General features: G+C 34.9%; 9 protein-coding genes. 8 read left to right on the plus strand and 1 reads right to left on the minus strand.

The window, feature by feature from the left end; translation table 11 throughout:
* Positions 1-1,909: 1,909 nt before the first annotated feature.
* The 8 genes from hepC to BC008_RS20680 all read left to right on the plus strand — a co-directional run bounded on the left by hepC (position 1,910) and on the right by BC008_RS20680 (position 13,229).
* Entirely contained in the window at positions 1,910-2,716 is an 807-nt protein-coding gene (hepC, locus tag BC008_RS20645; protein ID WP_027840279.1) for a heterocyst development glycosyltransferase HepC, read from the plus strand.
* 331 nt (positions 2,717-3,047) lie between these two features.
* Positions 3,048-4,892, plus strand: coding sequence for a heterocyst formation ABC transporter subunit HepA (gene hepA / locus BC008_RS20650; RefSeq protein ID WP_027840280.1), 1,845 nt, complete (start codon positions 3,048-3,050; stop codon positions 4,890-4,892).
* Positions 4,893-5,941: 1,049 nt separating this feature from the next.
* On the plus strand, positions 5,942-6,922 hold the full coding sequence (locus tag BC008_RS20655; RefSeq protein ID WP_027840281.1) for a glycosyltransferase family 2 protein: 981 nt from the start codon (positions 5,942-5,944) through the stop codon (positions 6,920-6,922).
* A gap of 261 nt (positions 6,923-7,183) precedes the next feature.
* Positions 7,184-8,158, plus strand: a complete 975-nt coding sequence (locus BC008_RS20660; RefSeq protein WP_027840282.1) for a glycosyltransferase family 2 protein — start codon at positions 7,184-7,186, stop codon at positions 8,156-8,158.
* 296 nt (positions 8,159-8,454) lie between these two features.
* Positions 8,455-9,333 carry a glycosyltransferase family 2 protein gene (locus tag BC008_RS20665; RefSeq protein WP_027840283.1) on the plus strand — a complete coding sequence of 293 codons (879 nt, stop codon included), beginning with the start codon at positions 8,455-8,457 and terminating at the stop codon, positions 9,331-9,333.
* A gap of 133 nt (positions 9,334-9,466) precedes the next feature.
* The gene (locus tag BC008_RS20670) at positions 9,467-10,615 is read left to right on the plus strand and encodes a glycosyltransferase family 4 protein (RefSeq protein ID WP_027840284.1); all 1,149 of its coding nucleotides are present in this window, start codon (positions 9,467-9,469) and stop codon (positions 10,613-10,615) included.
* Positions 10,616-11,545 (plus strand): glycosyltransferase family 2 protein, encoded by a 930-nt coding sequence (locus BC008_RS20675; protein WP_027840285.1) that lies wholly within the window; start codon positions 10,616-10,618, stop codon positions 11,543-11,545.
* A 193-nt stretch (positions 11,546-11,738) separates the two neighbouring features.
* Entirely contained in the window at positions 11,739-13,229 is a 1,491-nt protein-coding gene (locus BC008_RS20680) for an O-antigen ligase family protein (protein ID WP_027840286.1), read from the plus strand.
* A 216-nt stretch (positions 13,230-13,445) separates the two neighbouring features.
* On the opposite strand, the gene cysE is transcribed toward BC008_RS20680, so the two are convergent.
* Positions 13,446-14,249 (minus strand): serine O-acetyltransferase, encoded by an 804-nt coding sequence (cysE, locus tag BC008_RS20685; protein ID WP_027840287.1) that lies wholly within the window; start codon positions 14,247-14,249, stop codon positions 13,446-13,448.
* Positions 14,250-14,431 lie beyond the last annotated feature (182 nt).

A 14,431-nucleotide genomic window follows, 5' to 3' on the forward strand; every position in this document is an offset into this window, starting at 1 on the left:
GTCTAAAATCAAAACAAAAATTCATATATTAAATTATGTTGAGAATTATACGACTATTTAAAGCGCCAATTTTAGCTCTAAAGATTCAAATAACGTCACAAAAATTCTTTACAGTAAATTAATAATTTTCTAAAAAAAAAGCAAATATATTCTCGGTTTTGCGTAATCTAATTATGTAACAATTTTAAATTCGTATCCAAAAAAATTAAGCTTAAAAATCGATAAGATTACTTATAAAAAAGCGCTTAGCTTTAGCTGTAAATCAATTTTTCTTGGCCTTATTAGTTTTAACTATTATCTGTGTATATCATGTTTGTACTGATACCACAGATTAAATGTATTACGGAATTATTGTTACGTCGACAACTTTATTGTTTGGGCTTTCCCAGTGGAATCATTCAATATTTTTCTCTGACAATTGCTCATCAAATATTCCAGATTAGATAGTTAATACTATTAAAAACTACTACATTTTCTCTGGTGAACAATGCAACGCAACTTACCTGTACACTGTATCTACAATTACTTAAAAGATAATTTTAATTAACAGAGTAACAAATATTTATATAAATCAAGACGATCTAGATAAGGCTAAATCCCTTCGCAAGTACATCATGATAAAGACTATGACAAATATCAACCTATAATTTGTTGATTATAAAGGTTATCTAATACTTCTACTGCTCGATCAAAAAAATTGTAACTAAGATTGTATTGCCATATGAATAAATACTAATAATATTTTCTAAGAGATTTTTATTGAGAACAACTATAAGGTGTATTCAAGATTGGAATAATCAATATATATAATAACTTCAAAATATTTGGATATTTGTGCTATTTTACAAAGCTACTCATTTAATTTAAACCGTTTAAAAATTGCGAAATTATCAAATATTGATTTTTCTATGAAAAAGTTACAGACAATATTAAAAAATTAATTTATTACTAAATAATACCAAACAAACCTTCATCAGTCTGTGACTTAAATCACAAATATTCTTATATTTTACTAAATTTTTAAAAGGTTAAATTAAATGCTTTACTCCTGATTTAATTAAAGTATGCGGAATTAGTAAAGTCACAACTAAAAATCGTAAAAAATAATAACCGAATTGTTTGTGTGCTGTAATTCAATTCTTAAAAATAAGTGTATGAAGATTTGTTAGTATTATCCTAAAATTTAAATTTTATAAGTCAGCAGACTTATTTAAATTAATGACTTTAAATTAATCACAGTTCCCTGCTTAAAATAATTTTATTTTAGTCGTCTACCTTTAAAAGCTATACTATATATAGGTTTACAGCATGATTTTTATTTGCCGATATAGGTTATAAGGTAAAAATAAAATCCACACCGTGAGTAAATAACTTAATATTTATTTGTACATATATAATCTTATTATTGCTAAAAAATTTCGAGACAGAGTTGGAGCTTTATCGATTGTAAATAGCAGTTGTACGTGAGATAATACAACTCTATCAAAAATGCTTAAAAGCACTGAAGAAAATTCTATGTTTGATAGATGTTACGGATTTTAATCACTAAGCAATTCATCCTATCTTAATAATACTTAGGTAAAATATCTTTTTATTTAAAGAGTAAATAAAGAATCAATATTAATTGCTATTCAAAGTTAGCTTTCTTATATCCTATATATTAGCTATCAATAAAGGAAATAGTGATACGTAATTAAAGATTAGAAATGGGTATATAAAGCTAGTATAAAATCTTCTTGAATATCTGTTTTGGAATATATAGATTATTCTTAATGTATTAGTTTATATATTTTTTATTTCTTAATATTTTAATGATTATCCTCCTTATCTACTAATAGGAATAATGAGGAATGTTTTTCCCAAGCATATTTCCAGGTGGTAATTCGAACTTATTTAAGAGTAGATACATATGACAGTTTCATTAATTACTTCAACAAAGCAAACTCGTCTTTTGGTTCAGAAGCCCTTCCAGGATAAGCAACAAAATAATTCTGCATACTGCAGCATCCAGTGGCGACAAGGTCAACTATTGGTAAAAGAACCAGGTCATTTAAAGCAGCCACTCCTGACTCCATTAGAGAATCAAGAATATTTAGTAAAGTGCTTAAAACATTCGCCAGTGAATTTGGTTCGTATAGATCCTGTTTTAGGTGAAGCGAAGCTCAAACTGTGGGCTGATGCATGTGAACAAGCAAGGAAATCAATGTTTTTGTATGTTTCTCCCCGAGGACGGGAGAAAAAATCAAGTTCTTTAGTTTGGCAAAGACTAAGACGAGTTACTGAATGGTTGACTGCTTTGAGTCTCCTAATTTTGTTAGCCCCAGTAATGTTGGGAATTATGGCATTCATCCGTTTCAACTCCGAACAATCCCTGTTTGAAAGGGAATGGCACATCGGCAAACGAGGAAGATTGTTCCGAATATTTAAGTTTCGTATCAGTAAAATTAATTATTCTAATACCAATACTGAATCAATAAAGCGTCAAGGAAATTTTAATAAACTGCTTCACAAATACGGTTTGGAAAATTTACCCCAACTTTTTAATGTAATTAGAGGAGAAATGAGTTTGTTTGGACTTCCCTCTGTGACATTAGAGGAAGCAGTACGTCTCACTCCCCAAGAAGAATACAAATTAGATAGATTGCCTGGAGTTATTAGCTCTTGGAACTTGGAATCAAAATCAAGCTTGTTACAGTTGGATAGTCAGATTAGCTAGTCCGACTCAAATGCTCGCGCCTCTGCTTTTGGTGGTGCAGCTAAACTATCCAGATTATTTTAACGAAAGGAATTATTCTGCTGCTAGTTGAACTTATCAATAACAACTTAATCGCGGCTATACTAATACTTGAGCGCTATATGGAAACGGAAGTAATCGCCTTTCAAATTTTGTATTTATATTATTGTATTTGTGTGTAAATTCTATTATCAATAGCTTTTATCAGTTGTTCGTGCAGAAATTTTCACAGTAATTTTGCACGAACTTTAGGCTGATTGATTTAATTTAAGCTCTGTATGGCTTTTATGCCTCAATCACAATCAAAACTTCTATGTCTCTTAAAATTACTAAGTCAGCACGTAATTTAATAAAAAAGCTAGTAAAAGCTACCAGCTTTTGGCAAGATAATTATTTAATTCTAAGGGAATTTAAATCATTTCGTAGAATTACTATTAAAGCTATAGTTTTCTCAATTATCGCGGCAACTTTTGAAGGCTTTAGTATCGGTTTTCTGCTAAATTTTTTGCAGCAATTAACTAGTAATGGAGCGTCAGAAACAGGTATTGCATGGTTGGATATTCTAATTCAGAATTATGCTCCTGGAATCGAACCCATATATATAATATCTTTTTTGATTCTTCTCAGTACTTGGATTCGTGCTACAGCTAACTATTTTGGTGGAATATATACAGAAACGGCACAACTGACACTTGCGGATCGCTTGCGAAAGAGAATTTTTGACCAATTACAAGCTTTACCACTAAGTTATTTTACCGAAGCTCGTTGTGGAGAACTGGTAAATACAATGACCACAGAAATTGAGAGGTTAAAGCAAATTTTTGGTGGAAGTTCTTTTGTTTTTACCAGAGCTTCAGTTGTGACTGTCTACTTTATTATTATGTTCAGGATTTCCTGGGAAATGTCCATATTGTCAATGATGATATTTGGACTTTTAGCCGTAGGAATTTCTACTCTTAATCGTAAAGTTAGAGAAACCAGTTTTGGTATTTCTGATGCTAACGGTAAATTAAACTCAACATCATTAGAGTTTATTAACGGCATACAAACAGTTCATGCCAGTGCAACGCAAGAATATGAGCGCCAACGTTTTTATAAAATTAGTCATCAATTACTTGATGCTTCAGTTAATGTTGTGCGAGCTTGGGCTGTTGTAAAGCCTATAGCTGAAAGTATTGGAACTACAGTCCTAATTAGCTTAATTGTTCTTTCTATTTCTCTGTTTACTTTACCAGCAGCTTCATTATTACTCTTTTTCTTCATCTTGGCTAGAACAGTGCCAGCCCTCCAAGATATTAATGGAACCCTGGCATTAATCAGTACTTTGGGTGGATCGATGGAGAATATTAAAGAATTATTGAGAAGTGATAATAAAATTTATTTTGAAAATGGTAAAGTGCCTTTCACAGGATTAAAACGATCAATAGACTTAGTTGGTACTGATTTTAGTTACGATCCCCGTAACCCCGTATTACAAAATATTTCTCTAGTAATTGAACGGGGAAAAATGACTGCTTTAGTTGGTAAGTCTGGGAGTGGAAAAACTACTTTAGCAGGCTTAATTCCGAGATTTCACGACGTTACAGGAGGACAAGTATTATTTGATGGAGTAGACGTACGGCAGTTTGATGTTGATTCCTTACGTCGTAAAATGGCTGTAGTTAGCCAACATACGTTTATTTTTAATACTTCTGTCCGCGACAATATTGCTTATGGTGTGTTTGATGCTACGGAAAAGCAAATTCACGAGGCTGCGAGATTAGCCAATGCCCTTGATTTTATTGAAGAAATGCCCAATGGTTTTGATACAGTTTTGGGCGATAGAGGAGCACGCTTATCAGGGGGACAGCAACAGCGAATTGCCATCGCTCGTGCTCTATTAAGGAATCCAGAAATTTTGATTTTAGATGAAGCCACTAGCGCCTTGGATTCAGTCTCAGAAAGTTTAATTCAGGATTCGTTAGAAAAACTAGCAGTTGGACGCACGGTAATTGCGATCGCTCACCGACTTTCAACAATTGCCAAAGCTGATAAAGTGGTCGTACTGGAGCAAGGACGTGTTGTCGAACAAGGTAGTTACCAAGAACTACTGCAGGAACGTGGTGCATTATGGGAGTACCACTGTAAACAGCATGAGTTAAGTCAAGCCAGCCTGTAAAAAAAATTGATGTACGTGTATCGTTACTTTTTAAACTCGAACCCTCAATCTGGCGTTCGGGTTTTTTGATTGGCAAAAAGTGAACACAGGAAGTTTTAATTAATATCAATTTCAAAAAATACCGTTACACATCAATTCTTTGAATCTGTTCCCGTTACTTTTTATAAACGTTCGACTTGAGGCGTTCTAAGTGTAGCAACATCAAATGAAATCGGTATAACATCCCCAAAAGGTTACTGTGTCTTGTTCGCACTCAGAGCAGAATTATAGAGTAGTTGTTCAAGAGGAAAAGCATATACAGCCGATTTCATTTAAGTGAGGCACACACATATCTTTGAATAATGCAGGGAACAGGGGAAATGTACCTCATCTACTTGCAAAGTGCTGTAGTTCCGATACATATGTGCAGTCAACATATAATGTCAGCAAAATTATTTTTTTTGCGTTACAAGGTGGTCGCAGACAATCTACAGAATATGGCTCTACATATTTTGACTTGCGCGTAGTGCTACATTATCCTTTTTCTGACCGTTATTGGCATAATTTTCATACTAATTGTTATTAAAATAAATTTTGCCTTGGGAATAATATTTATAGAAATAAATCCTTCGTATGTTAAAGCTTTTATCAAGAATATTGGGCTTTAAATTTTAATTTAAAAAAGACAAAGTAAATATATTCCGTTTTATATTTGACTTTTGATATATATGTAGAAGATATTTTAAGAGCAATAAAATAAGCTCCTATAGCTCTGATTATCTAGGAATTATTTCCCTAAAAGGGTTTCTTTAAATTATTTCTTCAAAAGTTATAAATAGGAAGCACTAACAGTACTTTGCTTGTGTAGTTACTTTTGAAAAAATCCTGTAATGAGTTGTCTTTTGATCAAGATTTAAAAATATATAATTCATAATTTGGTTTTGAGTGCTTGAATTAAGAAAGTACAAGGAATTTATAGACTCAATAAAAAAATAGTAAATAAGTGTACTCAAACCAAATTTCCTGAAATCAAAATTACTAACAATTATTGTTCCAAGGATTTGGGAAAAATGAAGGTTTCCATAATTATTTCTAATTACAATTATGCTCGGTATCTAAATACTGCTATTGAATCGGTGATTGCCCAAAACTATCAAAAATTTGAAATTATAGTAGTAGATGATGGGTCTAAGGATAACAGCCGAGAAGTTATTCTCGAACTACAAGAAAAATACCCAAACAAAATCAAGGCGATTTTTCAAGAAAATCAAGGACAAGGTGGTGCATTCAATACAGGTTTCCAAGCTTCCAATGGTGAAATAATAGCTTTTTTAGATGCAGATGATGTTTGGAAGCCAAATAAATTACAGCAGATTGTAGAAATTTTTCAACAACCTGAAATTGTAGGAGTAATGCATTTATTAGAGGAAGTTGATTCTGATGGAAATCTGCTTACAACTAAATCTCCCAAAAGATATAAGCTGGGCGAAGACTTAGCAAAGGTTGTGATACAAACAGGAAACGCTTGGAATTTTCCTCCTACTTCGGCTCTAAGTTATCGTCGTAGTATTCTCGAGCAGGTATTTCCTATCGATCCCATCAGATGGAGGATATGGGCAGATGGCTGTTTGATATATAGCACTGCTTTTTTGGGGAAAATTAAAACAATCAATTTAGTTCTTGGAGGTTATCGCATTCATGGTGCAAATAATCACGCTTCTGCAGAGGTCACAAAAGAACAAACAACTAAAGCTCTATTGGGTATAGAAATGACAAATAAATATATTAATGAATTTTTGGAAAATATAAATTGTCCCCACAGAGTAGACTTATCCCGTAATCTTCAGTTGCGGCGAGAGCAATATTACGAACAAAAAATATGGAATTTCGGTGAAAGTTGCTCTATTTCAGGCTTAATACTTGGATGGAAATTCTATAGTTGGTATGAAAGAATTTATTATTTGACGCGTTTTTGGGCAAAAAATTTCAAGATATATTTTCAGAACAGTTTTCTTTCTCGTCAAAAGAATACAAAACAGTTTGCAAAGTAGTTTTCCTTTTGGGTTTACTCCTAAAGCACCTATGAACTCCAAATGTCCGTATTTTTTCCCTGATGTATTCTTGCTTTTTGGATAATTACATTATCCCTTAAAGTACTAGTCTGATATAAAAAATCACAAAAATTCGGAATATCAGATTTAAGAAAGGAAGAATTACATATACACCATCAGAGAATTTTCACCAAACTTAATTTAAGATCGATCAAGATTAACTTTGCTGCGAGCAGGGAACTTACAAACTTCGAGTTCAATATGACTAAGGATATCAAATCATCACAACCACTAGTAAGTATTGTTACTCCTACTTATAACCGACCAGATTATTTGCTGGTTGCTTTAAAAAGTGCAGTTAGTCAAACATACCAAAATATTGAAATTATTGTTTCTGATAACTGCAGTCCAGAGAATCCCCAAAAAATTATTGATTCCTTTCAAGATCCAAGAATTCGTTTCTCCCGTAATGAAAAAAACTTGGGTATGTTCGCTAATACAATGAAAGCCTTTAAAATGGCTCGGGGAAAATATGTTGCAAGTCTTCTAGATGATGATATGTGGGCGGAAGACTTTCTGGCAAAGCTTATCCCTCCACTGGAAGCAAATCCCAATTTATCATTAGCTTTTTGCGACCACTACATCATTGATGCAAATGGTGAGGTTGATATTGCTGCAACTAGAAAATGTTCTAATTCTTATAAACGTAACAATCTTGCTGAAGGGATTTATCAACCTTTTTACCGACAAGGTTTATTGGATCGCTCAGTTTCTACTGCAACTGCTGCATTAATGCGCCGAGATTTTATTGACTGGGATCTCATCCCTGCAGAAGTGGGGGGTTCTTGGGATGTTTATTTAAACTATTTGTTTTGTCGCTCCGGTAATGGTGCTTATTACTGTCCGGAAAAACTAACTTTTTATCGCGAGCACGAGCAAACAGACACAATGCAAAGTGGCAAACTTAACTTTAAAGCCAAAATTCGTAAAGCAAAAGCTGATATTTTTTGCTACGAACAATTTATGGCTGATGAGCGTCTCCAAGAATTTAAACCTTATTTTCAACAGCAATGGGCACAAGTAAGCACCAATTTGGGCATTGGTTTAATGCGTTCCCAAGAACTTGAGGCTGCACGTCCTTATTTTTGGCGCTCGTTAAAGCAAAAACTTCATTGGCGGACTATAGTTGCTTTAATTCTGAGCTTTACTAACACGAAAATAGCTACAAAATTTTAGGTTTACTGACTATTTATTAATGTTTTTTGATAGACGGTGGGGAGGAGTTGGGTCAATTGAACAACAATATATAATTTTGAGGTTTCATTGTTACCACATTATTCCTAATGAAAACTGAAAGAATAAGTTAAATGCTTAGTATTTTGAGGAATAATATGATAAAAAATTAAATAATTATGTAGAGTTAAATAATATCAATCCTATTGAATTTGTCAATGAAATCTTAATCTTTATAAATTAAGACTTAGACGCGAATAATTTATATAGCTTTCATTTATTTTGACGAGGTAAATATAATGCAAATATCAGCCTGTATTACAACAAGAAATCGTACCCACAAGTTAGATGATTGTCTTAAAGCATTGTGGAATTGTAGTGTTAAGCCCAAATCGATAGTTGTTTCCGACGATTCTCCTACCCTTGAAGTTCAGAAGCAAAATCAAAAAATAGTTGAGAAATACCCAGGCACAACCTATATTATTGGTCCCCGTCGCGGTGTGTGTGCAAACCGCAATAATGCTGTGAATGCTGTTGGAGAATCTGAAGCTGATTTTGTTGCTTTTGTTGATGATGATATTTGTGTAGAACCTGACTTTATTGGTTCTGCGATTAAGGAGTACGAAAAACTTCCAGAAACTCAAAGAAAATATACTATACTCTCTGGAATTAGTAAGTTTGGTGACAATGATGGAGCGCTTTTACCATCCAGACTAAATTTTCAAGGATATTTTCAAGCTAGCGATATTCCAGAAACTGTTGTCATTCATGCAGCAATATTCCCCAGACATTTTTTTGTTGAAGAACAGTGGGATGAAAATATATATTTTGGTTATGAAGATGCAGAACTATGTTTGCGAGCTATTAAAGGTGGCTATAAAATATTACCTTGTTCCACGCTAATAGTGAACAGCACTATTGAAGAATCTAGTACTCTTTATAGTCCTGGAATTGGTGCTGTAAGCAATTATGAATTACATATAGAAGCCGCTAGACTTTATGTTGGTATTAAGCGATATAAAAACTTATCCCCTAATCCTTTTAAGCTAATAGCATTTGTTGTATTTTATTTCATACATATGACTGGTTACTTGTTAAAGAAAGGTGCTATTCAAGCTTGGCCAGAAATTATTCGTCGTGCAGATATTGGTAAACTATGGAATCCATCTTCTGTTTAAGTTCGTACCAATAAGTATTTAATGATTAAAGGTTGTTGGATATTCAAAAGATTTGGGCCTTAAAAATATATTTTCCTTGCTATATATCTGTATTTTGCAATAGTAAATAAAAAATATTCAGGATAGATTAAGCGTGAAGCTGTGTATTGTTACCCATAGTGTTGTCAAAGGCGATGGCCAGGGTAGAGTAAATTATGAAGTTACTCAAGAAGCACTCGCACGCGGGCATCAGGTTACTTTGCTCGCCTCCCGAGTTGCACCAGAATTACAAGACAATAATCTAGTTAATTGGATCCCAATTTCTGTTAAAGGCTTACCTACGGAATTATTTCGTAACCTCTTATTTGCTTGGCGCAGTAGTAATTGGCTTCAAAAACATCGTTCTGAGATAGATTTAGTTAAAGCAAATGGTGCTATCACCTGGGCAAAAGGGGAGGTTAATGCTGTACATTTCGTTCATAGTTCTTGGTTAAAATTTACCACTCAAAAAACTGAAGATTCATCCAACAATCAACGAGTTAACCCCCGAAAAATTTTCTACAATTTCTATCAGTGGTTTTATACCGCATTAAACTCTAATTGGGAGAAGAAAGCTTTTCAAGAAGCGCAAAAAGTAGTCGCAGTCTCGAATAAAGTTGGTGAAGATTTATTAGAAATTGGCGTATTACCAGAATCAATCAGGGTAATCGCCAATGGTGTGGATCTGCAGGAATTTACGCCGGGAAATTGCGATCGTCAAAAGTGGAATCTACCTCAAGAAGTTCCGTTAGCATTATTTGCTGGGGATATCAGAATCAAACGCAAAAATTTAGATACGGTGCTACGCGCTTTAGTAAAAGTCCCTGAATTACATTTAGCAGTAGCTGGAGTCACTGAGGGTAGCCCCTATTTAGATTTAGCAGCATCTTTAAATTTAAGTCAACGAGTTCATTTTTTGGGTTATCGATCAGATGTTCCCCAATTAATGAAAACTGCAGACTTTTTGGTATTTCCTTCCCGCTATGAACCTTTCGGGTTAGTAGTAATAGAAGCAATGGCTACAGGTATACCAGTAATCACCGCCAGTTCAACAGGAGCTGCAGACTTGGTAAAACCAGAAGCTGGAATAGTAATATCAGATGCCGAAGATGTTGAAGCGTTGACAGAAGCACTGCAGATGCTAACGAGTAATCCCGAGCTAAGAAATAAAATGGGGCAAGCAGCAAGAACAATTGCCGAACAACATAGCTGGAAGTTGATGGCGCAACACTATGTGGATTTATTTGAGGAGATGGAGCATTAAATGAGTATTGCGGTTATTGTACCTACTTATCGCCGCCCAAAGGATTTGGCACGGTGTCTGGAAGCCTTGCAAAAGCAAACCCGACTTCCTGATGAAGTTATAGTAATAGTTCGAGATACGGATGCCAATACTTGGTCTTTTTTAGAAAGCTTCAAACCCAACACTTTACAATTACAGATTGTAAAAGTTACTGTACCTGGGGTGGTTGCAGCGATGAATGCTGGAATTGATAATGCTTCATCTGAAATTATTGCTTTTACAGATGACGATGCAGAACCACACAGCGAATGGTTAGCCAAAATAGAAACTCACTACTTAAAGGACGATAAGGTTGGTGGTGTTGGAGGACGTGACTGGGTTTACCATGGGAACGATCTAGAAGATGGTGCTTCTAATAAGGTCGGTCATTTGTTGTGGTTTGGTAAAACTGTCGGAAACCATCATATTGGCGTTGGGGAGCCCCGAGAAGTTGATATCCTTAAAGGGGTAAATATGAGTTTCCGCCGCGTAGCCATGGGAGAATGGCGTTTTGACAAGCGAATGCTTGGTAGTGGAGCTCAAGTACATTTTGAAGTTGAGTTTTGCTTAAAGTTAAAAAGAGCTGGTTGGAAATTAATTTACGATCCTAATATTGCGGTTAATCATTATCCTGCTCAGCGTTTTGATGAAGATAAGCGTAATTCCTTTAATAGAAGGGCTTTAGCAAATGCTGTACATAATGAAACGTTAGCTTTGTTAGAACATTTGTCGCCCCTACGAAAACTAGTGTTTTTACTATGGTCGATATTTGTAGGAACCCGCGACTCAATGGGTTTTGTACAATGGCTACGCTTTTTACCTACCCAAGGTTTACTTGCGAGTCAGAAATTACTTGCATCTTTACAAGGTAGATGGGAAGGTTGGCAAACTTGGCAAGCAACAAAATTTTGATAAGGTATTTTTAGCTAGCATTATTTCCAATTACTACGTTGATTATTACAATTTCTTCTACCTGGGTATAAATGATCCCAAGCCAAAAATATAATCTAAAAAAATACATCCAAAAAAATATCTAACAAAAATATCCAGATAGTGACATACAAAGCCTAATTGCTAAACAATTTAGTCGTGGAGCAGATGTAGAGTGAATCACAGCCACACACCAGGAAACTCACAACCCCAAAAAAAATTCTCCTTCGGTTTAGAACCACCTTTAGCTTGGGCAGCGATTTTCTCGTTTATTTTATTTACAACAGTATGTACTTTAGCCGGTGTTGGAAGTATTCTCCGTCCGGGGTATGTTTTATTTTCTTTTGCTGTGGGTATTCTGTTATATTTACGATACCCCATGCTCTACATCAGTTTTACTTGGTGGCTGTGGTTTGTAACCCCTTTTGTTTCTCGTATGATAGATTTAAAGGCTGGTTGGGATCCCAGTCGCTTTATGCTGGTTTCTCAATTTTTAGTTACTTTAATCACCCTTCATACTGCTTTGAAATACCTACCGAAATCTCTTCGGGAGGGTGGTTTACCATTTGTATTGGCTTTTATCGCAATATTTTATGGCTTTTTAATCGGACTAATTAAAGCTCCTTCAGTCATGATTGCAACTAGGGGACTTTTGGACTGGTTAACTCCGATTAGTTTTGCCTTTTATTTATTCATTAACTGGCGTAGTTATCCTGAATATAGCAAGAATACTCAACGTACTTTTCTATGGGGCGCACTAATCATGGGGCTTTATGGGATGTATCAGTATTTGGTTGCCCCAGCTTGGGATGTATTTTGGCTTGAAAGTACTAAGCTAAATTCGATGGGTACCCCAGAACCTTTAGGTCTGCGTGTGTGGAGTACAATGGCATCCCCAGCTCCCTTTGCATCAGTAATGATGGCTGCTTTGATTTTACTTTTCAATAATGAAAATAAGGACTTTTTCCGTTTACCTGCAACTGCTGCGGGTTATATTGCGTTTTTGTTAACCACTGTCCGTACTTTGTGGGGTGGATGGTTTGTTGCAGTAGTTTCTTTCTTTGGTTCCCTTAAATCAAACTTACAAATACGCTTAATCATAACCTTCCTAATCATGGTGTTGTGCGTACTCCCATTGCTGACTGTTGAAGAGTTTTCTGAACCAATATTCGATCGCTTTGAAACTTTTGGCAATTTGGAGAATGATAATAGTGCCCAAATTAGGCAAAAAATATATGAAGAAGGTTTAAATAAAGCTTTGACCGATCCATTGGGCAACGGTATTGGCAATACATATATTATTAACAAAAAAGGTTTACTAGAACAGCTGGTAGTTGATAGTGGATTTTTAGATACATTCTTCACCCTAGGTTGGTTTGGAGTTACTTTCTACCTAGGCGGACTTTTGTTATTAATTTATAAAATATTTCAATTTACGGAAGTACGTTTTGATTCCTTCATGGCAGCTGCTAGAGGTATTAGTACCGGTATGGTTTGTACTCTGTTAGGTAGTAGTGGAATGCTAGGAGTTCCTGGTATGGTTATGTGGGGTTTCTTTGCAATGGTTCTAGCTGGGCACAAATATCATTTAGCTCAACGTTATTCTCAATTCAACCACCATCAGTACAACAATCACCAGTATAATAATCATCAGCAATCACAATAAAAATAACAAATTTCAGTTAAGTCAGGTACAGCTAAAACACTAGAAAATAAGGCAATATATCTTACCCTTAGCTCCTGACTCCTCAAATTCACTAAAATGCTTATTTCAAAAGATTTTTATTTCAAAAGATTTCTGTCCAAACAAAAAAAACACTTGTGTAAAAAAGAGAAACAAGTGCAGTGGAAAAATTATTGGAATTTAAAATAGTTTCTACCCCTAAATTCCAGAACCATCTAGAAATTCTTCTATTGCTTTATCTTCCAAATCACAACTTTTGCGATCGTGTTGTAAATGATGACCTTCTTCAAATAAATGAGTTTGAGATAAATGCGATTCATTTAAAGCTGTTGCAGCTGTAGCAAAATAATTTTTTGAAGGGACTGTTTGTGAGTCTTGCAGTAGCTGAACTTGCTCCTCAAGATATTCAATTTTATCAACTAATGCACGAATTACTTGTGCTTCCGCATCTGGAAGTCTTCCATGTTCTAATGGATCTACCCGCTCTCCAGAGCGATAAACTATTCTTCCAGGAATCCCAACAACTGTGCAGTCAGAAGGTACATCGCGTAGTACGACGGAACCAGCACCAATTCGCACATTTTTACCTATTTGAATATTACCTAGGACTTTTGCTCCGGCTCCTACAACTACACATTCGCCCAAGGTTGGATGACGTTTACCACATTCTTTACCTGTCCCACCAAGAGTTACACCTTGATAAATGAGTGCGTAATCTCCTACGATCGCAGTCTCACCAATGACTACACCCATTCCATGGTCTATAAACACACCTTTCCCAATTACAGCTCCTGGATGAATTTCAATTCCAGTTAGTAAACGAGCAATATGGGAAATGAATCGGGGAATAAAGGGTAAGCCAAGATGATATAACCAATGGGCTAGACGATGGAATAGCAGAACTTGTAAACCGGGATAGCAGAATAATATTTCTAGCCAATTCCGTGCGGCGGGATCGCGTTCAAAAATGATGCGAAAATCTGCAAGCATTGTAGATAGCACAATACGGTACCGATAAATTTTGCTAAATAAGCTATGACTATCTTAGCGCTCTGAGGTCATTTATTTAAAAAAACGAAAAATCAGACTTTTCAGGCTAATTTTACTCAAACAAATAAGCATTTTCAGAATAAATTAGATCGGTTAACCGTAAAGTTATAGGTAAAATTACGCTAATTTTACCC

Source organism: Mastigocoleus testarum BC008, assembly GCF_001456025.1.
GTDB classification, from domain to species: Bacteria; Cyanobacteriota; Cyanobacteriia; order Cyanobacteriales; family Nostocaceae; genus Mastigocoleus; species Mastigocoleus testarum.

Bases quoted from the DNA above. Each gene is read 5' to 3' on its own strand.
- hepC (WP_027840279.1), top strand. From the start codon at position 1,910: ATGACAGTTTCATTAATTACTTCAACAAAGCAAACTCGTCTTTTGGTT.
- hepA (WP_027840280.1), top strand. From the start codon at position 3,048: ATGTCTCTTAAAATTACTAAGTCAGCACGTAATTTAATAAAAAAGCTA.
- BC008_RS20655 (WP_027840281.1), top strand. From the start codon at position 5,942: ATGAAGGTTTCCATAATTATTTCTAATTACAATTATGCTCGGTATCTA.
- BC008_RS20660 (WP_027840282.1), top strand. From the start codon at position 7,184: ATGACTAAGGATATCAAATCATCACAACCACTAGTAAGTATTGTTACT.
- BC008_RS20665 (WP_027840283.1), top strand. From the start codon at position 8,455: ATGCAAATATCAGCCTGTATTACAACAAGAAATCGTACCCACAAGTTA.
- BC008_RS20675 (WP_027840285.1), top strand. From the start codon at position 10,616: ATGAGTATTGCGGTTATTGTACCTACTTATCGCCGCCCAAAGGATTTG.